The organism is Myxococcales bacterium, assembly GCA_016716835.1.
Taxonomy (GTDB): domain Bacteria; phylum Myxococcota_A; class Polyangia; order Haliangiales; family Haliangiaceae; genus JADJUW01.
Genome location: JADJUW010000001.1, coordinates 335629 through 360840, shown reverse-complemented (window position 1 = coordinate 360840; position 25212 = coordinate 335629). Strand labels below are relative to the sequence as shown.

General features: G+C 65.4%; 24 protein-coding genes. 6 read left to right on the top strand and 18 right to left on the bottom strand.

Annotation, left to right across the window (positions count from 1 at the left end; translation table 11 throughout):
• Positions 1–97: 97 nt before the first annotated feature.
• From IPL79_01520 to IPL79_01505, 4 genes are read right to left on the bottom strand one after another with little or no spacing between them, the layout of a single operon-like run.
• Positions 98–589 carry a hypothetical protein gene (locus tag IPL79_01520; GenBank protein ID MBK9069679.1) on the bottom strand — a complete coding sequence of 164 codons (492 nt, stop codon included), beginning with the start codon at positions 587–589 and terminating at the stop codon, positions 98–100.
• Between the two features lie 34 nt (positions 590–623).
• On the bottom strand, positions 624–1667 hold the full coding sequence (locus tag IPL79_01515; protein MBK9069678.1) for a hypothetical protein: 1044 nt from the start codon (positions 1665–1667) through the stop codon (positions 624–626).
• A 9-nt stretch (positions 1668–1676) separates the two neighbouring features.
• Entirely contained in the window at positions 1677–2666 is a 990-nt protein-coding gene (locus IPL79_01510; GenBank protein MBK9069677.1) for a hypothetical protein, read from the bottom strand.
• 56 nt (positions 2667–2722) lie between these two features.
• The gene (locus IPL79_01505; GenBank protein MBK9069676.1) at positions 2723–3598 is read right to left on the bottom strand and encodes a hypothetical protein; all 876 of its coding nucleotides are present in this window, start codon (positions 3596–3598) and stop codon (positions 2723–2725) included.
• Between the two features lie 56 nt (positions 3599–3654).
• On the opposite strand from IPL79_01505, the gene IPL79_01500 reads away from it, so the two are divergent.
• A complete protein-coding gene (locus tag IPL79_01500) occupies positions 3655–4335 on the top strand; it encodes a ribonuclease HI (protein ID MBK9069675.1) in 681 nt (226 codons plus the stop codon).
• Here IPL79_01500 and IPL79_01495 read toward each other — a convergent pair.
• The 3 genes from IPL79_01495 to IPL79_01485 form a co-directional block, all read right to left on the bottom strand.
• Positions 4283–5290 (bottom strand): polysaccharide deacetylase family protein, encoded by a 1008-nt coding sequence (locus IPL79_01495; GenBank protein ID MBK9069674.1) that lies wholly within the window; start codon positions 5288–5290, stop codon positions 4283–4285. The two genes, IPL79_01500 and IPL79_01495, sit on opposite strands and share 53 nt — an antisense overlap.
• Positions 5287–6036, bottom strand: coding sequence for a glycosyltransferase (locus tag IPL79_01490; protein ID MBK9069673.1), 750 nt, complete (start codon positions 6034–6036; stop codon positions 5287–5289). The genes IPL79_01495 and IPL79_01490 overlap by 4 nt, the downstream gene beginning before the upstream one ends.
• Positions 6037–6118: 82 nt before the next feature.
• A complete protein-coding gene (locus tag IPL79_01485) occupies positions 6119–7117 on the bottom strand; it encodes an MBL fold metallo-hydrolase (GenBank protein ID MBK9069672.1) in 999 nt (332 codons plus the stop codon).
• A 93-nt stretch (positions 7118–7210) separates the two neighbouring features.
• Here IPL79_01485 and IPL79_01480 point away from each other — a divergent pair, with 93 nt between their 5' ends.
• Both IPL79_01480 and IPL79_01475 read left to right on the top strand, forming a co-directional pair.
• Entirely contained in the window at positions 7211–9658 is a 2448-nt protein-coding gene (locus IPL79_01480) for a hypothetical protein (GenBank protein ID MBK9069671.1), read from the top strand.
• Between the two features lie 76 nt (positions 9659–9734).
• Positions 9735–10139, top strand: coding sequence for a TIGR02266 family protein (locus IPL79_01475; protein MBK9069670.1), 405 nt, complete (start codon positions 9735–9737; stop codon positions 10137–10139).
• A 35-nt stretch (positions 10140–10174) separates the two neighbouring features.
• On the opposite strand, the gene yacG is transcribed toward IPL79_01475, so the two are convergent.
• Together yacG and IPL79_01465 are read right to left on the bottom strand one after the other, a co-directional pair.
• Positions 10175–10354: a DNA gyrase inhibitor YacG gene (gene yacG, locus IPL79_01470; protein ID MBK9069669.1), complete on the bottom strand. Its 180-nt coding sequence runs from the start codon at positions 10352–10354 to the stop codon at positions 10175–10177.
• Positions 10355–10370: 16 nt separating this feature from the next.
• Positions 10371–11240, bottom strand: coding sequence for an MBL fold metallo-hydrolase (locus IPL79_01465; protein MBK9069668.1), 870 nt, complete (start codon positions 11238–11240; stop codon positions 10371–10373).
• 110 nt (positions 11241–11350) lie between these two features.
• On the opposite strand from IPL79_01465, the gene IPL79_01460 reads away from it, so the two are divergent.
• The gene (locus tag IPL79_01460) at positions 11351–11764 is read left to right on the top strand and encodes a hypothetical protein (protein ID MBK9069667.1); all 414 of its coding nucleotides are present in this window, start codon (positions 11351–11353) and stop codon (positions 11762–11764) included.
• 35 nt (positions 11765–11799) lie between these two features.
• Entirely contained in the window at positions 11800–12702 is a 903-nt protein-coding gene (locus IPL79_01455; GenBank protein MBK9069666.1) for an ArsA family ATPase, read from the top strand.
• Positions 12703–12710: 8 nt separating this feature from the next.
• On the opposite strand, the gene IPL79_01450 is transcribed toward IPL79_01455, so the two are convergent.
• The 3 genes from IPL79_01450 to IPL79_01440 form a co-directional block, all read right to left on the bottom strand.
• Positions 12711–15356: a protein kinase gene (locus IPL79_01450; GenBank protein MBK9069665.1), complete on the bottom strand. Its 2646-nt coding sequence runs from the start codon at positions 15354–15356 to the stop codon at positions 12711–12713.
• A 153-nt stretch (positions 15357–15509) separates the two neighbouring features.
• Positions 15510–16916 (bottom strand): ABC transporter permease, encoded by a 1407-nt coding sequence (locus IPL79_01445; protein ID MBK9069664.1) that lies wholly within the window; start codon positions 16914–16916, stop codon positions 15510–15512.
• A complete protein-coding gene (locus IPL79_01440; GenBank protein MBK9069663.1) occupies positions 16916–17620 on the bottom strand; it encodes an ABC transporter ATP-binding protein in 705 nt (234 codons plus the stop codon). Before IPL79_01440 ends, IPL79_01445 begins: the two co-directional genes overlap by 1 nt.
• Positions 17621–17812: 192 nt before the next feature.
• On the opposite strand from IPL79_01440, the gene IPL79_01435 reads away from it, so the two are divergent.
• The gene (locus IPL79_01435) at positions 17813–18187 is read left to right on the top strand and encodes a hypothetical protein (GenBank protein ID MBK9069662.1); all 375 of its coding nucleotides are present in this window, start codon (positions 17813–17815) and stop codon (positions 18185–18187) included.
• 61 nt (positions 18188–18248) lie between these two features.
• Here the strand turns inward: IPL79_01435 and IPL79_01430 are convergent, their stop codons facing one another.
• The 6 genes from IPL79_01430 to larB all read right to left on the bottom strand — a co-directional run bounded on the left by IPL79_01430 (position 18249) and on the right by larB (position 25099).
• Complete coding sequence (locus IPL79_01430) at positions 18249–18944, bottom strand: hypothetical protein (GenBank protein MBK9069661.1); 696 nt, start codon at positions 18942–18944, stop codon at positions 18249–18251.
• The gene (locus tag IPL79_01425; GenBank protein ID MBK9069660.1) at positions 18922–19203 is read right to left on the bottom strand and encodes a hypothetical protein; all 282 of its coding nucleotides are present in this window, start codon (positions 19201–19203) and stop codon (positions 18922–18924) included. Before IPL79_01425 ends, IPL79_01430 begins: the two co-directional genes overlap by 23 nt.
• Positions 19204–19286: 83 nt before the next feature.
• Positions 19287–20855, bottom strand: coding sequence for a PAS domain S-box protein (locus IPL79_01420; protein ID MBK9069659.1), 1569 nt, complete (start codon positions 20853–20855; stop codon positions 19287–19289).
• A complete protein-coding gene (locus IPL79_01415; protein MBK9069658.1) occupies positions 20852–23002 on the bottom strand; it encodes a PAS domain S-box protein in 2151 nt (716 codons plus the stop codon). Before IPL79_01415 ends, IPL79_01420 begins: the two co-directional genes overlap by 4 nt.
• A gap of 52 nt (positions 23003–23054) precedes the next feature.
• Positions 23055–24356 (bottom strand): nickel pincer cofactor biosynthesis protein LarC, encoded by a 1302-nt coding sequence (larC, locus tag IPL79_01410; GenBank protein ID MBK9069657.1) that lies wholly within the window; start codon positions 24354–24356, stop codon positions 23055–23057.
• Positions 24353–25099: a nickel pincer cofactor biosynthesis protein LarB gene (gene larB, locus IPL79_01405; GenBank protein ID MBK9069656.1), complete on the bottom strand. Its 747-nt coding sequence runs from the start codon at positions 25097–25099 to the stop codon at positions 24353–24355. Before larB ends, larC begins: the two co-directional genes overlap by 4 nt.
• Between the last annotated feature and the right edge of the window lie 113 nt (positions 25100–25212).

Here is a 25212-nt window from a genome sequence, read left to right as displayed (position 1 = left end):
CACAGCCGTCTCGCTGCGCCCCGCAGGGTCGCTATCTGCGGGCAGGAAGACACGTGCGCCCACCTGCCGGTACGCAAGCGAGCCGAAGCGGTCCGCTCTACTTGCTTGCCGCGGCGCGCCGCGTGCTGCTCTTGAGCATATCCATGAGCTGTGGCAGCGGCAGCGCTTCGAGCTTCTTGAGGTAATCCTTGTCCTTAACGCGCCCGAGCGCGCTGGCGATGGACGATGCCATCTTCGAACGGCCGCCCGCCTTCTTGGCTTCGGCGGCGATGCGCTCAAGTCGCAGCAGCTGCGCATTGGAGGCCTTGACCAAGCGCGACTTGAGCGCGCCCGCGTCTTCGCCCGTGCGCGCGATTTGATCGACGATGGTCGCGACGACTTTTTCCTTGCGCGCGTGCACCTCGGCGATGCGCGCCTTGTAGGCTGGCTTCTCTTTGCCCTTAGCCACGGTCTTGGCGGCTTCCTTGACGAGGGCCTTCATGCTGGCCAAAGGTCCCGTCGCCTTCTTGGCGGCCTTCACTTTTTTGGCCTTGGGGGCCGCGGCTACCGTGGTTTTTTTTTTGATCGTTTTCTTGATTGCCTTCGCCATAATTTCCTCGTGTGCGTGTCCAAGCGAATGACCGCTAGGTGCCGCCAGGGGGCAGCCCCGGCGTTGGGGGTGCATCCTGCTGATTTGGCCAGGAGTTGTCAATTGCTGCCAGCAGCTGTTCGATCTCGCGTTCAGAGTAGGTGCCATTGGCGACCACCGTTGTGCCAACCGCCTCAACCTCAATGGCGGCGACCAGACGACCCAGACGCCATGCTTGGGCTGCCATTGAAAGCGCGCCCACTTCATCATTTATGAGCAGTTTCAATGAATTAGCGTCAGCAGCCGACGCCATTTGGGCGATCACGGTGACGCGGAGTCCGCCGCGAACGCCAACGCGCAGGATGAGTGCGCTCGGCCCGTTGGCGAGCCGATCTTGCGACCGAACCCGCAGGCTCTCCGCGAAACCCGGGGGAACAAGTCCGACTGCCCACAGCGGGGCGTTGCCCTGCCCTGCGACGACCAGCTGAGGTGCCAAGCGGCTGTTTGAAAGCACGCTCGGGCCGCCCCTGGCAGCCACCACCGCCTGTCGCAACATATCCTGGCGATTTGCCAACAGCCACTGCGAGCCGCGCGCGGTCTGGCCGGTTTGCATCATCCAGACCCCGCCACCTGCGTTGGAAAAGAACAGCACCGGAAGGTCGTCGAGGACGGCGGCTTCGCCTGGTACGCCCGTGAGGGCCCGCATGCAGCTCACCACGCTTTCACTGGGCAACAAGGTATGGGCGGCAATAACGGTTGGGTACGCGCCCATCTCCCGACTGGCGGCCACGCCAACTACGACCTCGCCGAGCTGGGCTATTGAGCCACCGCATCCGGTCGCAAGGCGCGTCGCCAACGCGGCCACACCCGGATGCCGGGCGCGTAGTGCTTGCCCCACCGTGGCCGCCAACGGCGTCGAGGCGATCGCTTGCAGGTCTAGCCGGAGCACGACCACCGCCGTCTGCGGCATGGCCGCGATGCCGGCGCCCAGCTGCCGCAATTGGTCGGCCGTTAGTTGGCGGTCATCTGGCTGACGACACGCACTAAACGCGACCACCGCGAGCGCGGCGAAAAATGTCAGGCGTACGAGCGACGCCACGGGCAATAACTATTGTCCAAAGCTGCCGGCGAGGGCCTGCAGTTGCTTGAGCTGTTCACCGGTCACCTTGACGGCGACGGTGGTGTCATTGCCCTTGTTGCCGATCGTGATCGTCGCGAACTGCGCGATCATGGCGCCCGCGCTCTTGAGTTGCTCGTCGATGAACGCCTTGGCCTTGGCCGAGGTATCGGCATCGGCGAAGCGAATAATCGCGTTGAGGTCGAGGCCATCGCCAAAGCTCAGCGAGCCTGCGAGGTGCTGTGGCTGGCTGCCGCCGAGCGCGCCGCCCATTTCTTCGAGCGGCTTGCCGGTGACGGTAAACCAAATTGGCTTTTTGACGTCGATCGAGCCCGCGAGGCCCTTGAAGCCAGCTGAACCGGCGAGGCTATTGGCTTCAGGCTGCTTGGCGAGCGCGCGCAGCTCGTCGGCCTTGAGGGGCTTTTCGTCTTTGACCGCAAACAGCAGGGTGTTGTCGTCGAGGAACAAAAACTCACCGCTGTCTTCAGGGGTCTTGCCGGTCACGGTGAGCAAATCACCGTTGATGGCCGCCGAAACGCCTTCTTTTTCCATCTCAGGCTTGGCGGCGTCGAGGCAGCCTTGCAGACCGCTCTTGTTAACGCCGGTCGCGACGATCGAGGCCGACTTCTTCTCGGACTCGGCGCCAATGTAGAGCGAGGCGCCAGAGAGGCCGGTCATACAAGCCTTGAGGATGGCAAACTGTGCCGGGGTAATGTCGCCTTGGCCGGCGGCGACTTGGGTTTCGACTTGTTTCCAGCCCATTTCCCACAGCGGATTGCTGGTGATTTCTTTGACGTTGAGCGCAAACACGACGTCTGATTGTGCGGGCAAGAGGCCCAGCGGGCTGACCTTGCCACCGGTGGCGGCGGCAATTGCGCCGGCCGGATTGCCTGCGGCGCCGCCGCTGCTAGCTGTTTCTTTTTTGCAGGCGCCGATGCTAAGCACGCCGACCGCTGCCACTACCAAAATTAGTTTTTTCATTGTGTTGATTCCTTCGTCGTAAGTAAGAGCAAACATAAAGCTGAGTTGATAACTGGTTAGTTGTCGCCAGCCATGCCGGCGAGCGCCATCAAGCCGTCGATTTGAGCCTTGGTCATCGACACCGAGACGTTGAGCTCCTTGGCCGATTGTTGGCTTGAAACCGTGGCAAATGCGCCAATCATGCCCTTGGCGCCATCGAGCTCGCTGCCGGCCTTTTTCGCGGCTTCCTCGGTGGTGAAGTTACCTGACATGGCCATTTCGATTTTGTCCGTGACATTGGCAAAGCCAATGAACGAGACGACCTCGGGCGATTTAGTCAGCGCACCGTCGGCGATAAGCCACGCCGATGCGTCAAATTTGGCTTGGCCAAGAAGTTGCCCCACGATGCCTGCGGGCCCTTGGTGCGCGGCGACCAAGGCGGCCAGCCCGGCCTTGTCCATGCTGGCATCGCCCTTGCGGACGGTAACCATCGTGGTGGGCGTTACGTAGTAAGCGATCTGCACGTCGTCGCCTTGGCCGATGGTTACGTAGTTGCCGTCAATAACGACTTTGCCTTGTGCCTCGGGCGAGGCGGCGCAGGCCGAGATGGTCTCAAGTGACAGGCCGGTAATGACCAGGCTGACATCGGGATCAGAGGCCTCGACGCCGCTGACGCCGACGAGCACTTCTGAAATAGCGGTGGTTGGATCGATGCCGCACGGGATTGGCATCTCCGCGAGGGCCTTTTTGACCATCGGGTTTTCCTTCACGAGCGGCGAGGCCATGAGGGTAGCGGCGCGAACGCCAACGGCGATTTGGGCCTCGGGATGAAGTAAGGTGGCTCGCCCAGCCGTCGTGTCAAACGACGTCGTCGCGGCTGGCGCGCCACTCTTTTTACACGCACCCGCAACAAGCAACAGACCAACTAAGGCAACGTTAAATAATCGGCTCATTAGGCCGCCAGGTGTACCACAACCTCTGCAGACGCCAGTATAACGGCGCCCCGATTATGCCCTGGCAGCGATATTTGTTACGCGATCAAGAAGTCTTCGCCCAGGTCAGCGCGGATGGCGTCTTGGTGACAGATGGTTCCGGCCGCGTTGAAATTGTCTACAAATTGGCCCCCGGCGCGAAATCATATCGCGCAAGCGCGGGCAACCTGGCGCCCGTCGTCGGCGCGCCGGTGCAAGCCGTCGATCTGGGCACCTCCGGCGCCAGCGCGGGCGGTGCATCGGCGCGAGGTGCGGCCGCGAAATCAGCGCCCGCCAAGCTGCCCGCCAACGCCATTGCGGTGTGGACCGATGGCGCCTGCACCGGCAACCCAGGCCCCGCGGGCATCGGCGTCGTCGTCATCGATGGCGACAAGACCATCGAGGCCTCCGAATACCTCGGCGATGGCACCAACAACATAGCGGAATTGACCGCGATCGCCCGTGGCCTTCAAATCGTGCGTGATCAGCTTGGCGACGTCGCGCGGCCGATCGCGGTATATTCCGACTCGGCGTATGCGATCGGCTTGTTAAGCAAGCAGTGGAAGGCCAAGGCCAACGTCGAATTGGTCGCCGCGATCCGCGAGCTGCTCGCGGCGTTTGCCGATGTCCATTTCGTCAAGGTGGCAGGCCATGCAGGCGTGCCGCTTAACGAGCGCTGCGATGCGCTGGCGCGTCAAGCGGTGTCGCGGCGACGCTAGCAAGCGACATTGAGGCGCGGTCCGGCGTAAGGCGCGCTAGCAACTCGGAAAAGGCATGGCGCTTGTCGCTTGCGAGCCGGCGGGTGTCGGGCTGCACGCGACGCAAAAAGGCAACCTCTTCGTCGCCCTGCCCGGCCCAATCGATGCCGTGAAATTCGAGATGAATGAGGGGATCGCCTGCCACCGCCGAGAGCACGCGATCGGCAAGCCACGCGGGCGCCAACGCCAGCGATGTTCCAATGACGGGCAGCCGCGTGAAAGGCGTGACGAGCATCGGGATTTCGAGATAGCCCGCGGCCTCCTCCAAGCCACGTGCGGCGCGCCACGGCGCCGCAAGCGCCGGCAAAAACGGCATGCGCGGCGCTCGCAGGGCTCTGGGCTCGGTGATCACGGCGGCCGACGCGCGCCCGCGCGCCTTCATCGCCGCCAACACGCCAGCCTTGGCCAGCCAATACGCCGGCGCCGGCAATAAGGAGGAATCATAGGCGTAGCGACGCGCCTGCAGACAAGCCGCGAGCATTGGCGACATATCATAGCCGGGGCTGCGAAAGCCCACGACGGCGACGCCGGTGGCGTCGGCAAGATGGGCATCTGCCAAGGCCAGGTCCGCCGCGACCTCGTCGGCGGGCAAGCGCGCCAGATCATAGTGGTGCGCGAAGGAGTGACTGGCGACCTCATGCCCCGCGGCGATAATCTCGCGTAGGCGTGCGCGCGCGAGCTGGCCGGTGGCGTCAGCAAGTTCGCGGCCAACCGCAAAAAATGTGGCCTGCACCCCCGCGTCGGCTAGTTGTTGCAGCGCTCGTGGGACGCAAACGTCGAGCACAAACCGCCGTTGCGAGGCGTCGCAGGCGTGGACACCGAGGCCGTGAATGGCGGCATAGCAATCGAGTGGATCGAGATCAATCGTGACGGCCAGCGCCGGCCGTGGCGAGGCCGATGCGGACGCCGCGTTCACGGCGCGCCGCGATCTCGCTTGGCGACGCGAATCACCCACGTCAGCTTGGCCAGGCCGCGCAGCACGTGCGGCACGCGCTTGATGAGATTGACCGCGGGCGGTCGCTTTTCCGCGAGCGTTACCGGAATCTCCACCACCGCGAGGCCGCGGCGCGCGGCGCGAATCACCAGCTCGCTGGCAAACAAATCGCGATCGACGACGCAGGCGTCGACGACCGGCAGCACGGCCTGACGCGCGAACGCCTTGAGCCCGTGTGTATCGGTGCCGCGAAACTGCAGCGCGACGCGGAGCAGCCCGCTCATCACGCGCGTCGCCAGCCGGCGCATGATGGGGCGTTCATCATTGGCGCCGGCCATGGCCTTGGAGCCGATCACCACGTCGGCGCCGCCGGCGAGCAACAGCCGCAGCGCGCGCAGATGAAAATCATCGTCGCAGAGGTCGATTTCTTCGCAAATGACCCACGTGCCCGCGGCGGCGGCGATGCCCGCACGCAGCGCCTTGCCGTAGTTCGGTTCACCCGTGGAAAACGTGCGCACATCGCCATGCGCGGCGGCGAGCTCGCGCGCGATCGCAACCGTGGCGTCGGTCGAGCCATTTTCCGCAAGCACCACCTCCCACGACCAAGGCGTAAGTTGCAACCTTGCGCCAAGGGTGGCCAGATCCGCGCGCAACATCTCCACGGCGGCGCGCAAGATGCCTTCCTCGTTATAAACGGGAATCACGACCGAGAGCACCGGGGCAGCCACGTTCGATGACTAACATAGACTTCACCGCGGTGTCACTAACATGCGATTGCAGCGGCTTTGGTAGGTGCGTGCTGTGGTCAAGCTACGGGGCCAAGTGACGATCGGTGGCCTCCCACGGGCCACGCACGACCGCACCGCTCGCTGGATCTGCGGCGAGATCGGGCACCGCATCCTCGGCGCGGCCGGTATCGCCAAGGATGGTCGGCGCCGCAAACAGCTCTGCTTCGCCCGGCACGAGGACGCGCACATGGGCCAGCAGTTCGTCCTCGTCGGTTAGATCGCGCAGCCACCGCACGGGCTCGTCGAGGCGCTCATACGACAACGTAAAGGCGCCCCACCTCACCGGAATAAACAAGCGCGCCCTTAGATCGTGAAACGCCTCGAGCGCGTCGAGCGGGCTCATATGGTTGCCGCGCAACGCCAGGGGCACAAAGCCGCTGATTGGCAGCAACGCAATGTCAGGCTCAAATCGCGCGCCGATTTCGCCAAACACCTCGCCATAGGCGCCGTCGCCGCAAAACAACACGGTGGGACCATGGCCGCGCACGATATAGGCGTTGGTCGCCGGCAGCTCCGCACGCGGAATGCGCGCGGCGTGGATCAAGACGCGCCCCTCCGCGAAATCCGCGCCGTCACCAAGCTCGATCACCCGCGCAAACCCAAGCGACGTTAAAAATCGCGCGCCACCTGGCGGCACGATGACGGTGGCCGTGCGCGGCAGCAGGCGCAGCGTCGGCGGATGGAGATGAAAGGGATCGAGGCTCGAAATCAACACCACCGCGGCCGCCGCAAGCTGCTCGGCATCTAGGCCTGCCGCGCGCTGCCTTCGCACGCCGCCTTGCCACGACGCCAGCATGGGATCGCACACGATGTCGACATTATGATAACGGAGCAACACCGAGCTGTGGCCGCCAAAGGCCAGCGCCAACTGCCCGGGCAGCGGCGGCGGCACGGCGGTCCTCGCGGTCGGCGTGGGGGCGCGCCACCAACGCACAAACCAATGCCACAAGAGGCTGTGGTGCACGCGCACCGCCGAGGCGCGGTGCCGCGCGAGCAGCGCGCGCTGTTGCCCATCGGTCATGCGCCATGCTTGCGCAAATCGCCGGCGACCGCAAGAATTCGGATTTTCGCGGCGGTTATTGAACGGCCGATCGGCACCGCGTAAGGTGGGCCCGTGCAGACACCTGGTGGCAAGCAAGCGGTCGTGGCCGCCGTCTTGCCGGCGCTGTGGGTGGCGCTGCTGGCACTGGCGCTGGCTGGCCCCGCGTTGTCGGCCGGCTTCTGGGAGCCACTCGAACTGCGCGCGATGGACGACCTCGTCGACCAAGCCTCCGGCACGCCGATCGGAAATTCGCTGCGTCGTATTAACGTCGCGATCGCTAGCGCCAAACGCGGCGTGGCCGCGCCGCTGGTCGCGCGCGGACGTGCAACCACGGCGAACACGACCGCTTGGCCGGAACATGCGGGCCCGGGCCGCACGCTAACTCGTGAGCTGATCAAACCGTCACGCGAGCTTGCCGCCGCTGCCGATGTGCCACTGAGCGCCAGCACGACGCAAACCGCGACGCCAGGCCACGTCGGCAACATCGCGCGGCAAACTCGCCTGCCACTGGTTTGGCTTGGCGTCATCGCGGCGCTGCTGACCTACACGCTAGGACGCCTGATTGCCAGCCGCGGCGCCGCCGTGCTGGCGAGCCTCATCTTGCTGGCAACGCCTTTGTGGGCGCTGCAGACGCGGCAACTTACCAGCGAGCTTGGCGCCGTCATTGGTGGGCTGCTTTTGCTTAGTGGCGTCGTCGCCGGCTTGCGCGCCCGCGCGACGCCGCTTGGCTTGCTCGCGAGCATGGCCTGCGCCGCGCTTGGCACATGGTGCTGCCTGCGCGCTGGTGGCGCCCTAGTTGGCGTGGCGCCACCCCTGATCGCCGGCCTGGCGTATGCGTTCGTCGTCGCCCGTTCGCCTGATGCCGCTCGTCAGCGCGCGCGCGTCGCTGCGGCCTTGCTCGGCGTGACCTTGCTTACGACCCTTGCCATTACGGCGATGCAAACCCACGATGCGAGGCCGCCAACGCCAGGCACAAGGCAATGGCTGGGGACCAGCTTTGTCCCTAGTGGCGAGTTGTCGTCATGGCTAGGCGCGGTGTGGTCAACACAGCCGCAGCCACAAGCCCACGCCGCGTCCGCATTCGAGCACGTGGCGTTTGGCATGTGGCCGTGGAGCGGCATCGCCTTGATCGCCGTGCTATCGCTGGCTGCCTCGGCGTGGCGGCGCGAGGACCGCGCCAGCACCCAACCAAATGCGCTTGCCGCCGACGCAACCAAGATCCGCTTTGCCGCCGCGGCCGCCATGCTCGTGGCGTGGACCGGTGCCGCTTGGATCGCGATGGCGCTTTGGCAACTCAATGTCGGTGGCGTCGTCATTTTCGGTGGCAGCGCGGCGATGGCGCTGGCCTGCGCATTGTGGTGGCATCAACACGCTCGCGCCGCTGGGGGGCAGGCCGCGATGGCAGCCGTTTTTATTGCCACGGCGATCGCCGCGTTGGCAAAAGACGCTGCGGTATCGCATGATGCCTTCGCTAATTTCGCCTCGGCGACGCAGCTCACCGGTAAGGCCGCACAGGCGGGATACCAACTGCCGGTGCACGGGCCGCTGGGGCTCACCTATGCAACGTGGCTCATCGGCCTTGGCGTGCTCGTGGCGATCGCGACGCTGCCGCGCTTGCTAGCTTCGGGCGGGCGCCTCCGCAAGCTCGCGCCAACCGCTTGGCTGAGCGTCGCCGCCTTGGTCGTCGCGCTTGGGTACAACTGGCTCATCTACCCGACCATGGATGGCCAGCTTTCGAGTGAGGCGTTGTTTGCCGCGGCGCGCGACGAGCGCGTAGACGAAGAGGCCGCCGGGCTTTACGTGCTTAGCGAGCTGGGTCGCGCACCGCGCTATTATGACGACCGCGCGTGGACCAAGCTGACGTCGGTCACCGAGCTGTTGCCGCGCCTGCAAGCGCCAGCTCACGCGCTGGCCATTGCCGGACGCAAGCGCGATCTATGCGCGATCCACCGCGGCATGCGGTCGGCGGCGTACTACGTCCTTGACAATGGCAATGCGCAGCACGTGCTGCTTTCAAACCGGCCCGCGCGCGACGGCGTGGATCACAATCCGTTGGCGGCGGTCATGCGCCGCAGCGAACCCACCGGCATCGCGGTGCGGCCGACCTCGCCGATTGTCTTTGACCACAAGCTCGAGCTCATCGGCTGGACCTTGCCGGCATCGATCGCGCGCGGCCAGCCGTTTGAGGTGACCTTGTATTTTCGCGTCCTCGCCGCGGTGGGTGGCACGTGGAAACTTTTTGGCCACTACGACGGTCCAAGCAAGACAAGGTTTGGCAGCGACCACGCGCCCATCGGCGAACTCTGCGCCTCTAGCACCTGGGATGCGGGCGACTATATAATTGATACCTACCGCGTCACGTCGAATCACGGCAGCCTGCCAACCGGGCCCTACCAGCTGTGGGTCGGATTTTTCACCGGCACCAATCCTAATTTTCGCAACATGCCGGTTTCATCGGCGCCGCCGGGCTGGGCCGACGCGCAGCAGCGGGTGCGCATCGCAACCTTGCCGCTGCGCTGACTAGTGCCGCGGCGCGTTGCGCCTGTCGGCACGATCGTTGATTGACCCGCCCGCTGATTCTCGTTATGAAGCGTAGATGGACGACGGAGGGGAGCTGACCGATCAAGAGGCCAGCGAGGCGGCCGCCGAGCTCGCCGGTGCCGAACGCCGCCGCGCGCTGCGCGTGCTCGTCAACATCGAGGTTGACTACGCCAGCGAAGATACCTACCTGCTCGCCAACATCACGGACATCAGCGCCACCGGCATTTTTGTGCGCACCACCACGCCCGCGGCGATTGGCACACGGCTCAATGTGCGTTTCACGCCGCCCGATGCGTCGGTGCCCCTAGAGCTCGAGGGCGAGGTCATGTGGGTCAATCCCCATCGCCCCGCGGCGCCCAACAATATTCATCCCGGCATGGGTATTCGCTTTGTCGCGCTCTCGGCCACAGAGCAACAAGATCTCGAATTCTTCGTGCGCCGCATTGCCTATTTAGGCTAGTGGCCGCCTTGGTGACCGGCAGGTGGGTTTGCGTGCTAGGAGTTGGCGTCGACGGTGCGCGGGAGGAGTTCCTCGGGCACCGGCTCGTAGCTGGTGACGCGATATTCCTCGCCCAGCCATTTGCCAAGGTCAATGAGCTGACAGCGGTCGCTGCAAAACGGCGCCACCTTGTCGGTTGCGCTGGGAGCCTGACAGGTTGGACATTGTCGCGCCATGACTGTGGTTACCGCACTACGCCGCCAACATCCAGCGTGAATTGGGCAGCGCGATCGCGCGCCCTTCGGCGACAAGTTTTTTAAGATGTGACGCAAGCGATCGCTCCGCGAGCGGCCAAATCATCGTCGGCGTGTCGGCGTATACAAGAGGCATCAACGCCGCAAGATCGGCCCCGCCCGGCCCAGCCACGACGCGCAGGGCGTCCAACGCCAGCGCCTCGCGGGCGAGCCGGTGTTCGATATACGCGGTGAGCTTGGCAGGGCCGTCGTCGATCACGGGGCCGTGCGCGGGCAGCAGGCGCCGGGCACCAAGCGCATGCAGGGTGCGCAGCGAAGCGAGGTAGGCCGTCAGATCACCATCGCTTGGATCGATTAAGATCGACCCGATGCCCGCCACCATGTCGCCAACGATGGTGACCTGCTGCGCGGGCGCATCGAGGCAGACATGCCCGTCGGCGTGGCCGGGCGTATGCATAACCTGCCACGCGTCATCGACCAGCGGCAGCGGCCCCTCACCGAGCTCAAGCGCGCGCGGGCAATTGACCAGCCGCGCCAGCGTCGCGGGATGCGCGAGCACAGGCACTTGCCAGTGGGCGGCGGCCTGCCGCATGCCGCCCACATGATCGCCGTGATGATGCGTCGCGAGCACGCCGACGATGCGCGCGCCCGCGCCGCGCGCGCGCAATAATTCGGCGACCGCCCGCTCCACGTGAGACGACCACGCGCCGACATCGACTAACACCAGCTCGCGCTCGCCAATTGCATAGAGCCCGGTGTGTGCTGCCGGTGGCAAGGTAGGCGTCGGTACGCTTAGCTGCGTAAGCGTCAATCCAAGCCGCGCAACGCCCACTATTTCGTCGCGCTGCTGCGCAAAAAGATCCCGCATTTTCGCGTAGATACGTGCGACCTCGTCGTCTTCATCGCGCATGGGCATCCCAGGGCAGCTCGCGGCAAAAATGGATGACGCCGCCGAAGCGGGAGCGTACTATCAAATGAGTGAGCATGCTCAGCGTGACCGCGCGAAAGATAAGAGAGCACGGCTCTGAAAAAACCCAGGGCAGCGGCCCTCCGTCTTCGACGAGCAGCCGCGTCTACACCGGATATCTGGTAAATCTGCCCCAGGTTGGACGAGGCATGGTGATCTTTCGCGATCCGCATGGCCATCGCATGATCACAACGCCCGTCAAGCGCGTGTTGCGCGAGGCCGGCGGCACCATGCTCTACGTCGAGACCGACAACAGCGTCTATCGCCTCGAGCTCCACGGCGAGGTGGTGCCCATCGCGATCGAAATCGGTGCCGCCAGCGGCGAGGACGATCAGGCGATCGACATCACCTCAGGCGTCGATGCCCCGGTGCCTAAGCGAAGCACGAGCACGGCCGGGCAGTCGACGAAGCCCGCTGGCGAATAAGCAATCCGCGCGAAGTCTGCTATACACGTCTCGTTGTGCCGCTGCTCGACCGTCGTCTCATACTTGTGCTTGGCAAGGGCGGCGTCGGCAGAACCACCGTTGCCGCGAGCCTAGGCTTGGCCTGCGCCCGCGCCGGTCGCAAGACGCTCTTGTACCAGGCTCATGCCACCGACCGCATGGGCGCCTACTTCGATCGGCCGCCGATAGGTCCCCAGATCGCGCCGCTGCGCGACCGCCTGTTTGGCGTCAACCCAAGCCCCGCCACGGCGATTCGCGAATACGCGCTGATGACGCTGCGCTTTCAAAAAGTCTACGAACTCGTGTTTGAAAACCGCCTGTCGCAAGGTTTCTTGCGCGCCATCCCGGGCCTGGACGAATACGCCTTGCTCGGCAAGGCGTGGTTTCACACCACCGAGCAAAAAGGCGGGCGGCCGGTGTGGGACACCGTGGTGATGGATCTGCCGGCCTCGGGTCACAGCCTGTCACTTCTGGGCGTGCCCAAGGTCATCTCCACCACCGTGCCCGAAGGCCCGCTTAGGCGCGACGCACGCACCATCATGGCGCTGTTGGCCGACCCGGCCCGTTGCGCCGCGGTGATTGTCACCCTCGCCGAAGAGATGCCGTTTCGCGAGGCGACGGAACTTGCCGCGAGGCTGCGGGGTGAGCTCGGCATCGAGGTCGCGCAAATCGTTGCCAACCAAATCTACCCTAGCGTAGACGCCGGGGCCGAGGCCTTGTTGCCGGCCTTAGCAAACGTCCCCGCCACCGCGCCGCTTGCGCGCCAGGCCGAGCTGCTCACCGCGCGCCGCCACATCAACGATGAATATCTCGCCGCGATCGCCGCGGCGTTCAAGGTGCCCATCATGGAGCTACCCAAGCTTTTTCGTGGGTCGCTCGCCAGCGCGGACATCGAGCAGCTCGCCGCCTGTTTCACCTAGGCGCGGCCTTACGGCGTCAGCTTGGCTGAATAATCCTTCACCACGCGATCGGTCTTGCCGCTAACGATGGTGACGCTAAAGACATCCTTGATTTCAAACTCGTTGCTGATGAGCGTGATGCGATGGGTGCCCGGCGGCAACTTGAGCTCGGGTTGCGGCGTACGCAAGCCGGTGTTCTTGCCATTGATGTAGATATCGCACGGCGGTTTGGAGCTCAGCTTGAGAATGCCATCAGCAGCCGGCGTCGGCGGCGTGACCACAGGCGGCCTGGTGGTCGGCGGCGTCACCGCCGGCCGCGTTACGGGCGGGGTCACCGCCGGTGGCGTCACGGCAGGCGGCGGGCGCGTGGGCACCACGGGTTGGGGCACGGGGCGCACCACCTCGGGCCGGATCGCGACGACCGGCGGCGCGGCGATCGTTTTTTGCAACTGCGCTCGCGCCGTCTGAGTGGGCTCGCTGCCAAAGGCAAGCGGCATGGTTGCCGACGCATAGCCCTCTAGCGAATAGACCACCTCAACCTGTTTTTGCGGATCCAGGGCCTTTTTCACCGGCGTCTGGCCCAGCGTCGTCTTCACGCCGTCGACGATCAGTTCGACGGTTGCACCCGGCGGGGTGCTCTCAAACGCGACCTCGACCGCCACCGGTCGCAGCACGACATCGACGCGCGCGATGGCGCCTGCGGCAATCTGCACCTCCTGGCTGTGGTGCATGTAGCCAGCCGGCGCTTCGATCGAAAGTTGGTGCGTCCCGACGCTGAGCTTGCGCACTTGCGCGCCCTGCTCGACTGGACTTTGCTCGACGCCATCGAGCTTCCATTTCACGCCCGTCGCCGGGGTGACGTAGAGGTCAAACCCCGAGGTCTCCGCGGCAAGCTGAGGCCGCGCGCGATTGAACCACAGCAGCAACACCACAACGGACAAGGAAACCGCAACCGCTAGGGCATACCACTGCCAGCGCTCGCTGCCCGACTTGCTTGCCTGCGCGGCGGGCGCCACGGCGGTGCCAATTGGGATCGCCGCTGAAATGCGTCCGGAGGTGCGCGCGGCATGGCTGCTCGCCGACAAGTCGACGTGCGCGCCGACGCCTGGCAGCGGCAACGAGCTCGCGCTGGGGCGCGGCGGCCTGGTCTCGCGGGCGCGCGCGGTCGGCAATTCGCTCGGCGTTGGGCTCGCATCTGCGAGCGCCATCAGCGTTGGCTGAGCATCTGGCGAGGCCGACGAAAGAATTGGCAAATCGCTGGTCGCGTGCGATCCGCTCGTTCGCGACGCTCGGGGCGGTGGCGAGCTCGCCGTTCCCGCACGCGTGCTCGGGCGTTCCGACGCCCTGCCGCTGCGCCTGGCAGGCATTTGCGCGTCGGGGGTATCGTAGATCTGCGTTTCGAGCTCTTCATCGTCCCACGCGAGACCTGCGCCGCGTGGCTTGCGTGCTGGCTCGGCGGCCGCCAGGGCTCCCTGTGCCAGCAATTCGGCGTCGCGATTGGTGTCATCGAGGCGGTCCGGCATGCCCGGGTTCGGGCGATCGATCGACGTCTTGCCGCCATCGTAGAGCACCGATGGCGTGGTCATGCGCCGACTCGCCGGGGGTGGTGGCGGCTTGGTGCTCGACGTTTGCGCGCGCGGCGGCAACGGCGGCGGCGACGAGGATTGCCGCGGCGCCCGCGCGCTCGGCACGTCGTCGGGGGAACGGATCTGCCGGTACTCTTCGAGGCGTGCGCTTTCTTCCGCGATCTCCTTGGAGAACGTGCGCTTCATCCACGACGCCAAATCTTTGCGCGAGTAGAACTCCCCCGACGTATAGACAAAGGCCTGCAGCTCGTCGTGCAGATCGATCGCGTTTTGATAACGGTCTTCGGGCCGCAGCGTCAGCGCCTTGAGGATGATGCGCTCGAGCTGCTCGGGTATTTTTGGATTGTAGGTCGTCGGCGGCAGAATCTCGACGTTGCGCACTTTTTCCAGCGTCGCGAAATCGGTCTCCCCGACAAACAGGCGTTCATTAGTGAGCAGCTCGTAGAGCACGATGCCGCACGAAAATACGTCCGAGCGCCGATCGACGCTCAGGCCGCGCACCTGCTCCGGCGACATGTAGCCGAATTTGCCTTTGAGGATGCCGGCCTGGGTCTTGCTGCTCTGCTGCCCGACCGCCTTGGCGATGCCAAACTCGACCAGCTTGATCTCGCCCTCAAACGACACCAGCACGTTTTGCGGGCTGACGTCGCGGTGCACCAACCCCAGCTCGCGGCCAGATTGGTCGCGCTTGTTGTGCGCGTAGTCGAGGCCCTCGCACACCTTCATCAAAATAAAGCACGCCTCGGCCACCGACATCTGCTCGCGGTCGGCGCGGTTGCGATCAAAAATCGCGCGCAGATCGCGGCCGTGCACGTGCTCGAGCGCGATGTAGTGGCTGTTATCGACCACCCCAAGATCAAAAATCTGCGCAATATTGGCGTGATTGAGCTGCACCGCGAGCTTGGCCTCGTCGATGAACATGCGGATGAACTCTTTGTCCTCGGCAATCGCCGGCAGGATGCGCTTGACCGCGACCAGCCGCTCAAAGCCCTCGACGCCAAACGCCTTGGCGCGAAAGACCTCAGCCATACCGCCAACGTTGATGCGTTCTAACAACGTGTATTTCCCGAACGGTATCGGCTTTTTCACAGAGGCCCTTTCTCACTCCCGTCCAACGTATCTACGCGATAGTGTTGGGTATAGTGACCGTACACTAGACCTTTGGCGGGCGCTACTTCTTATACGCACCACTCTGGCAGGCGGTTTAACCCAAACTTTCGTCTCCCGGGGCCTGGCGGGCGGCTACGGCTGCGACAATGCGACTGCGGGGGCGAGCTTGCTCGCCGCGCGGGCCGGCAAGAAGCCACCGACGACGCAAAAGACGACCGCGATGCCAAGGCCGAGGGCGAAGATCCACGGCTCAAATGCGAAGAACGAATCCGGCTTGTGCGGAAAATTCGGCAAAAACGAGCGGGCGGCCCAATCGCCAAGCCAGCCCAGACCACGCGCCGCCGCGACGCCGACGCCACCGCCGACGAAGCCGAGCAGCCCTGCCTCACCCAAGATCATCAGCCTAACGTCGAGGCGTTTGGCACCGAGCGCGCGATATAAGCCAAGCTCGCGCCGCCGTTCGCTGACCTGCAAGAACAAGCTGTGCGAGATGTTGATCGCCGCGATGCTGAGGATGATCACGGAAATCGCCACGAAGAGCGCGCCGATGAGAAACACCGCCGTCGCGAAATCCTTGCCCAGCGAATCGACCAGGCGCAGCCCCAGGCCATCATCGACCCATTGCGCAAAGGGCGCGACCTGCTCGCGCGATTTGAGGCTGACCATGACCGATGAATACGTGGAGCCCGCCTGTTCGTTGAGAAACTCACGATTCCACCGCTGGACGTATTGAATGGGCACCGTGGCGCCTAGCTGCATCGCCTTGGGGCTGATGCCGATCACCATGCCCTCGACATAGCGCTGCCGCGAGCCGACCTGCACGTTGTTGCCGCCGACGACCGACGTCCCCAGCCACACCACGAAGCGCGCCCGTCCAAGTTGCGAACGCAGCGCGAGGCGCTCGGCCGAGCCGATGACCGGCAGGCCGTTGGAATTGGCGATGGTGTTGTAGAGCTCGAGCACCGTCTGTGACAGCACGCCCGGCACCCGGTAGTGACACATCTGGTCGGTCGGATCGCAATATTGCCGCTCGGGATTGGGACACGGATTGCGCGACGCCGGCGCATCTGGGCCTGGCGGGACGCAGGCGGGCCCAATGTGCTCGGGGGTCTCCCAGTCGCGAAACAAATCGGCAAGATCTTTGTCATCGGCCAGAAAGCTTGGATCGATGCCATCGGCGATCATTGGAAAGCCCGGGAGCTGCGCGCTGCCAAACGAGCCGGTGACGCCTGCGGGAAACCCTACCGCCATGCGCGGCAACGCCCACGCCACCTCTGGCCTGGCGCGAATACTCGCGACCACCTCGTCGCCGATCTGCTTGCTCGTGTTCTTGCCCACAAACGTCGTCAGCGGCGCGGCGACCTCGACCTGCTCGAGCGGAAAGACCTTGACAATGACCTTGCGCACGCCGAGCGCCAGCGCGACGAACAAGACGAATGCCGCGATGCCGACGACGATGCCAAGCGACGACAGCGCAAACTCTTTGGGCGAGCGAAAGGCGCCCGCGAGGACGACGCGCGCGAGGGTACCGGCGCGCATTAGGCGGCGCCTCCGTCGAGGCCATCGTCAGATTGGTTTTCGACCAACGCACCCTTGTGCAGGGTGAGCAGCCGGGTGGCTACGCTGGAGACGCGTTTTTCGTGAGTTACGATCATAAGGGTCACGCCGTCATTGCGATTGATGTCGCGAAACAACTCGATGATTTCGCTGCCGGTTTTGGAATCGAGATTGCCGGTGGGCTCGTCGCACAAGAGCAGCTGCGGCCGGCCATAGAGGGCGCGGGCAATCGCGACGCGTTGTTTCTGTCCGCCCGAGAGCTCGCTTGGCCGCCGCTTCGCATAGTCCGTCAGGCCGACCCGCCGCAGCACTTCCATGCCGCGCTCGGTGACCTCGGCGGTGCGTTTCGCCGCGCCAAACAGCGCCCCCACCGTGACGTTTTCGAGGCAGCTTAGATGGTCGAGCAGATTAAAGGATTGAAAGACAAAGCCGATGGGGCCGTTGCGCAGCTTGGCGCACGCGGCGTCGCCACCGCGAACGAGATCGACGCCGAGCACCGTGACCTGCCCGCTATCGGGTGTATCGAGGCCACCGATAATGTTGAGCAGGGTCGATTTACCTGAGCCGGATTGCCCGACCATGGCGAGAAATTCGCCTTTGCGCACCTGCAGCGACACCGCATGCAGCACGGGCGTTTTGCCGGCGCCCGAGCCGTAACTTTTGCTAACATCCACGGCCAGGACGATGTCGTCAGCGCTACTCACCGCCGCGACCCTAACACAAGAACGGCAATTTCAAGGTCTTAGGGCCGGCGCATGGCTACGCCAATTCGCCGCGGCAGCAGATCCAACCCGGGGCGTGCGTAGAAGAAGCCCAATGCGCATCAGGACAGGTTTGCAAGGTTGCGGTATGGTCGCGCCCATGAAGGGCGGACAGCCATGACCATTGGTGGCGGCGACGGCCCGATTTCCCCGGTGGGTGGCGCCGGCGGTTCCGCCGCCGTTGAGGCCACCGCGGGCGTCGATGGTGTGGACCACGTCGCCGAGGCGACCGAGGTGTCGCCCACGGCTCAGGCCGCGGCGCTTGCGCCCGCATCGGCGACGCACGGCACCGACGTTATCGATCAAATCACGGCGGATTTTGATAATGGTCGCATCGATCGCGGCAGCGCCATCGACGCGCTGGTTGAGGCCGTGATGCCTGCGCACGTCCAGGGCGCTAGCCGCGCCGAAATGAAGGCCCTAATGCTCGAGCTCACCGAGTCCGATGCTTATTTGCAGCAGCTAGTCGCGCGCCTAGGCGACAAGCCTTAGAGAGTGCTCGACGGCGTAGTCGGCGGCGTGGGCAACGTCGGGGCCTTACGCTGGCGCTTTATCAGTAGAGAATTTCGCCGAGGTAGAGCATGCCACTGGTGGAACCGACCGGGCCGACCATGCGCACCGGCAGCGTCGCCTGCGCGCCAATCGTCATCACCAAAAACGGCCGCGTCAGCGGCGAGGCGTCGCGATCGAGATAGGCCGCAATGACGACCACGTGGGCGGGCTTGGCGATGTGGTTGACCAGGTTGGCGGCGAGCACGACGCGATCGTTATCGACGTAGGCATGCGCCTCGGTGAGGCTCATGGGCGGCGGCTCCTCGTCGACGAAGGCGCGGCGCACCGTCGCGCGCGCCGTCGTCGCGGATGGGCGTGCGGCCAGCGCATCGTCGACCAAGGCAAACACGCGCTGCCCGCGGGCGGGCACGCGCAATTCATCGGGCCTCAAGTTACCCACGACGGCGCCTCCTGCGTCGAGCAATTGGCCGTCAAGCACGACCACGAGCGGCACATCGCCCTGATTGCTAGCGGTCACCAAGGCGAACGTGGCGGCGGCGCCTTCACCGGTGACCCCGAGCGGCGCGGTGCGCACCGCGAGCTTGGTGCCCAAGACGACGGCCTCGCGCTTTTCAACCCGTAGGTCGGACGCCCTTTTGCAACCGCCACCGCCGCCCGCAAGCGAGCCGAAGGCCAACGCGAGCCCGAGGCAAGCGATGCCCAGCGGCCGGCCGCTACGACGCTTGCCGGCTGGCACGCGCACCAACGCTTCCGATGACGTCGCGCACCTCGGCGGGCAACGCCAGCTGCTCCGTACCCATTCGTGAAAGCGCCTTGGCCAAGGTGGTGACGCGTTCAGAGGTCGTCGCACGCTTATCGATGATCACGCGGTACTCGCCGCGCACGCGACAAAGGCCGCCAAACCCCGTCGCCGATTGCAGTGGCTCGTAGGTGACGGCCACCGCGAGCGAGGCTGCTGCGCGTTCTAAATGTTCCAGGACTTGATCGATCTTCATGCGTGGCGCCAAGGAGGCAATTTCTTTGTAGCAGCATCGATCTGGGAAATCTACGCCAATCTGCGGGCGGCGGGCGCCGAGATCTACGCGGGCTCGGGCTGCGGCAAGACGGCCGGCAGCCACACCACAAACGCCGCGCCCCCCAAGTCCGAATCACGGACATCAATACGACCGCGATGCGAATCGACGATATTTTTCACGATCGAAAGCCCCAGGCCCGTGCCCTGCCCGGCGCGCTTGGTCGTAAAGAAGGGTTCAAAGAGCCGCAGCACGTCGCCACCTGCAATGCCCGGCCCCGCATCCGCCACCAAGATGCCCACCTCGTCTTGCCGCTGCAACACGCGCACGTGCAGCACGCGATGCCTTGCCTCAAGCCCTGCCATGGCCGCAATTGCGTTGGACACCAGGTTGATCACCACCTGTTCGAGCTGTGGCGCGACGACCTCGGCATACGCGGGCTGGCCGCCATCATCAAAGCGCAGGCTCGTCTGCTGCTGCTCGAGCTCATGCTCGCAATATGACAAGGCCTTGCCGACGCACGCGCGCAGATCTGTAACCTCGAAATTTTTTGGTAGCGGCCGCGAAAACTCAACCAGGTCGCGGCATAGCCGCAAGATGCGCTGCGCGCTCTCCTCGACGCGCCGCAGCTTGTCGACGTCGGCCTCGCCAAGCGCCAAAAAGCGCTCCGCCTGCTTGCGCACATGCTCGGCGTACACGGTGATCGAGGTCAAAGGATTATTTAGTTCATGGACCACGCCGGCGGTGAGTTGGCCGATGGTTGCCAAGCGCTCCTGCCGCACCAGGCGCTCCTTGATGCTGGCGAGCTGCGAAATATCCTGGCCAATCGCGACCACCGAGCGGACGTCGTCGCCGATCGCGGAGATCGGCGCGTAGTTCCAAACGGTTTCGAGCTTGGCGCCATGCCGCGGCAAAAGCGTGACCGCGACGCCCGTGCTGGCGTGACCGGCAAAGGCCCCCCTCAGCAGCTCGACGAGCCGCGGCCGGTCGGCGACCGGCAAAAAGTCGCGCACGTCGCGGCCAATGAGCTCACCGCGTGACAGGCCCAGCGCGCTGAGCAAGGCCGTATTGGCGACATGCACCTGCCAGCCGCGCTCGATGCCTAGGATAAAGGCATTGGCGCTATCAATTAATTGCGCCTGGTAGTCCCGCGCGCCGGCGAGATCACGCCGCAAGCGCTCGGCGCGCAGGCCGATGGCCAACGCCGCCGCGAGCGGCGCAAGCTGCGCGCGCCTGGCGGCGAGCGTCGCCTCACCCGGATGCTGCGCAAACCCGACATCGAGCGCGCCGCACAGCTCGCCCGCGGCGCCCAGGACCACGGTTAGGCCGCTGGTGGCGCTGGCAAAGGGCGATTCCCAATGCGGCACCTCGATCACGCTTGAGGTAACGCGCCACACATCGCTGATATCCGCGTGCGCAAACGCATCCCGCTCGATCGCCATGCGGCGCGTCGGCACGTCGGCGCGCAGGGCCCCCAGCACCGCAAGCCAACGCACCTGGCGATCGTCTCGCACATCAAACAACCGTAAGGCGATCGCGTCCGCGCCGCAAAGGCTCACGCAAAGGCGCCGAATTTCGGGCGCTACGTCGGCCACCTGTTGCGCCGCGGCGAGAGCGGTGAGCAGCTCCTTCATGACGTGGGTGGCTCATCCTTTGGCGGCGAGGCCGGCGGGGGCAATTCGTCGGAGGAAAACGCCGCCCCCCGCGCCGCGAAAAATTCTTGCGTGTGCAGCTCTTCATCGAAGACGTCGGTCACCGCGCCATCATCCTGTGTCAGCCCCGCCGAAGACACCCCTACCAGCGGCGGCGGCGTTTCGGCACGGCTCGAGGCGTCGAGATCGACGATCGTCGTGTTGCCAACATAGGCCTTGGTCTCGAATTTGGTGAGACGCCCGATCTTGCGCACGATATCGGCCATGCGCTCGGCCTCGCTGATGATGGTACCAAGGGACTTCTCGCCTTGCGGCGACAGCGTCACCTGGCGGCGCAGCAGCTCGGCATAACCAAGCACGGCGGTCAGCGGTTGATTGAGCTCGTGCGCGGCGGTGCCGGCCAGCTGCGCCACCAGGGCATGCTTCTCGCTTTGCGCGAGCTGCTGCTGCGCGGCGAGCAGCTTGTGCTCGATGCGAATGCGCTCGCTCAGATCGGTCAGGATAAAAACCGTGGCGACCTCCTCGCCCTGTTCATACACCATGGCCGCGGTCATGCTGATAGGCCGCAGCTCGCCTTGCTTCGTCTTGACCTCGCGCCTGGTCGGCTCGAGCCGCCCGAGGCCGCCATGCGACGTCGAGCGCAGCATGCGCACAAGATGGGCCAGCACGTCGTCGCGATAAAACTGCGCCAGGTGCGCGTGGCCGACCACCTCGTCGGCCGCATAACCAAGCAGGCGCTCGGCGCCGCGGTTAAACAGAAACACCTTGCCCTCTACGTCGGCCACGATGATGGCGTCGACCGTGGAATTTATCAGGCGCTCGAGGAAATCCTTGGTCGATTTCAGTTCGCGCTCGAGGGCGCGCTTGACCGTGACGTCGCGAAACGTCAGGACGGCGGCACCGCTTTGCGCCAGCGCGGTCGAAGTTGTCACCGAGACCGTCACGGGATGCGCCCCGGTGGTAACGACGTCCAGATCAAAGGGCTGGACGTTTTGTTGCCGCATCACCTGTGACACGGCGCCGGCAACGCGATCGCGGTGCGCGGGCACCACCAAATCGACGAGGTGGCCGCCGAGCAAGCCGTCGCGGGCAAAGCCGGTGAGCGACTCCGCCGCGCGATTGACATAAAGGATGCGCGCCTCTTCATCGAGAATGAGCACGCCATCGGAGCCGGCCTCGAAGTGGCGTCGCAAGGAGTCGATGCCGTGCAACCGCCGCTCGGCCTCATAGTGCGCGCGCGACAGGCGATGGGTCTCGTCGCGCAGCGCGTGCACGACGGGGCCAAATTGCAAATACGTCGCGACCACGCCGGCGAGCCATTCGAGATCGGCGCGCTTTTGCGGCAAGCGCCCAAGGCCTGGCGTGCGCCCACGCAGCGCCAGCACGCCAAGCATGCGCCCGCCAAAGATGGCCGGCATCACCGCCACGCTGCGCACGCGGCCCTCGGGCAATTGCGTGAGCACGCGCTGCATCAGCGGCTCGGTGCGCACGTCGTCGATCCAAACCGGCTGCCGCTGCGCAAAGGCGCGCTCAAACTCGGGATAGTCGCGCATCGAAAGCGCAAATTTCTGCGTGCCCTCGTCGGAGGCCGCGACCACATAGGCAAACTCCGAGCCTTCGACATGAGCGACGATGGACGCGCGATCAAAGCCGGTCGCCTCGCACACGACCCGGAGCGCGTCTCGCCACGGATCGGGACCCGCGGCCTGCAGCGCGAGCAGCATGGCATCAGGTGCCGAGTTGCCCGCGAGCTCGCCTGCCGACAACGCCCGCTGCGCCGCTTGCTGCCCCAGCGCAAGAAGGTTGCGCAGGCGCGCGCCTGCCACCGCCGCGGACGCGGGCAAGAGCAGGACGTCCGTCGCGCCCCCAGCCAGCGCCTCGTCGCCGGTGCTGCTGGGAAACATCGGCACGCAGGCGAGAATCGGCACGTTGACGAGGTGGACGGTTTGCCGCGCCTCCGCCAGCACATCGAGCGCTTCGACGCCGGTGATCACGAGCACGTCGGGGACCACGCGGTCGAGGTTGAGCACAGGCGCCGGCCTGGTCTCGATGCCGGCGAGGGCAAATAGTTCGCGTAGCGCCGTTTGCTCGGGCGCCTTGCCACCGACGATTGCGATATTGCTGTTCACGACGACTAGGGTCCCGCAAGCAAGCTAACGCAATCGGCTGGGGGGCACAACCCTAGGGTCCTAGCCGTAGATACGCCGCAAGCGCGGCCTCGTAGACCTGCTTGGTTGCGACGCCCGCGGCCGCGGCAAGGCGCGCGCAATCCTCGTGCTCGGGCATCGCCTTGAGCGCGACGCCACCTTGGTAGGCAACCTTGACCCCCACCGGACCCCAGGCCGTTTGCACCTCGATCATGCGGCGATCCAAGATGGTGCGCGCGATCGGCCAGTGGCGCACGCCGAGCGTGGTTGTTTCGCGCAGCCACATGGAGGTGACCGCCGCGCGCGCGTCGTCGGGCACCAGCGCGCTGAGGACAAACGCCGGCCGCCCCTTTTTCATGGTGACCGCGCTGCTCCATGCATCGAGCGCGCCCAGCGCCAGGCTCCCCGCCACGACGTCTGGCAACCACTGGGGGTTCATGTCGTCGAGGTTGCACTCGATCTGCCAAAGTTGTGGTTCGCCGGAAGATGCTGCGGTGGTCGCGGCGGCGGCGAGCTCGGCGCGGGCGCCAACGACCACGCGCACCACGTTGGCGCGGTCCGCCAAATCGGCGTGGCCCGCGCCCCACCCCATCGCGAGTGGCCGCACGGGTGGACATGGCGTCCCCTGCGTCACGGCGTGCGCCAAGATCGCGGCCCCCGTCGGCGTGCAAAGCTCGCGCGCCACGCCGCCGTCGCTCATGATGCCGCCGCACTCGCGCAAGATTTCGAGCGCCGCCGGCGAGGGCACGGGTAGCACGCCATGCGCGCAGGTGACCTGGCCAAAGCCCATCGCGACAACCGCACACGACACCGAGGCGGGTGCAAGATAGGCGAGCGCCGTCGCGGCGCCGACGACATCCGCAATGGAATCGATCGCGCCGACCTCGTGAAACGCCACGTGGTCGATCGCCACGCCGTGCAACTTCGCCTCGGCGCGCGCGATGCGGTCAAACATGTCGAGCGCCCGCGTTTTTACCTCGGCTGTCAGCGTCGAGCCGCGTAGGCGGGCCGCAATCGCGGCATAGGCGTGATGCTCGTGGTCCGCGTTTGGCTGCTGCGCCGGGCCGCCGTGGCCGTGGCCTGCGGATGTTGGCGCGCCGACCAACGCCCAGCCCTTGCCGAGCGGCACCTCGACATCGATATCGACCTGCATCGCCGCCATGGCATGCTTGGTGATCTTCGTCGCGCGTAGCCGCTTTGAGCCGAGGCCAACGGCGGCAAACGCGGCGTCGATGAGCTCACGCGGCACGCCGAGATCGAGCATCGCCGCGAGCGTCATGTCGCCGGCGATACCGCTGGCGCAATCAAAATGCAGATGCTGCCCGACGAGTGTCATTTTCCGGCCCTCGCCGCCGCCAGCATGCGCGCCATCCGCCCGGCGGCGAGCGCCGCGCCAAACCCGTTGTCGATGTTGACCACGGTTAGCCCCGGTGCGCACGAGCTAAGCATGCCCGTCAGCGCCGCAAGCCCCTCGGCGCCAACGCCATAGCCGACGCTGGTGGGCAGCGCGATCATCGGCGCCGCGACCAACCCCGCGAGCACCGAGGGCAACGCGCCTTCCATGCCGGCGACCGCGATGATGATGTCGGCCTGCGCAAGCTGCGGCAGCGCCGCGAATAAGCGCGAAATGCCGGCGACCCCGACGTCGAAACAGCGGATCACCGAAAGCCCCATCGCGGCGGCGACGACGGCGGCCTCTTCGGCGACCGGCAGATCGCTGGTGCCGGCCGCGACCACCGCAACAACGACGCCGTCGATGGTCGGGGCAGCAAAAGATGACGGCGCCACGACGACGCGTGCGACCTCATGATACGTGCATGCCGGCCACGCCTGCGCGATGTGCGCGGCTTGCTCGGCGTTAACCCGAGTCGCCACGGCTGGGCCGCGCGTCGCCATTTCGCGCAGGATCGCGACGATGTCTTCGGGGCGCTTCCATTGCCCGAGCACCACCTCGGGAAAGCCGGTGCGCGCCGTGCGCTCGTGGTCGACGAGCGCGACCTGCAGGCCCCCCTGCGCCACATGGCCATGCGGCGCAGTCGGCCCAGTTGGCCCAGGTGGCTTGGCTGTGGGCTTGCTCACACGACCGTCTTAGCATCATCACTGCGCCCGCACGGTGGCGGCCAAACAAAAAAGCCACCCGCGAAGGTGGCTTGTGCTGTCCCGCGGTTAGTAGCGGGGCGCCGTCGAACGGA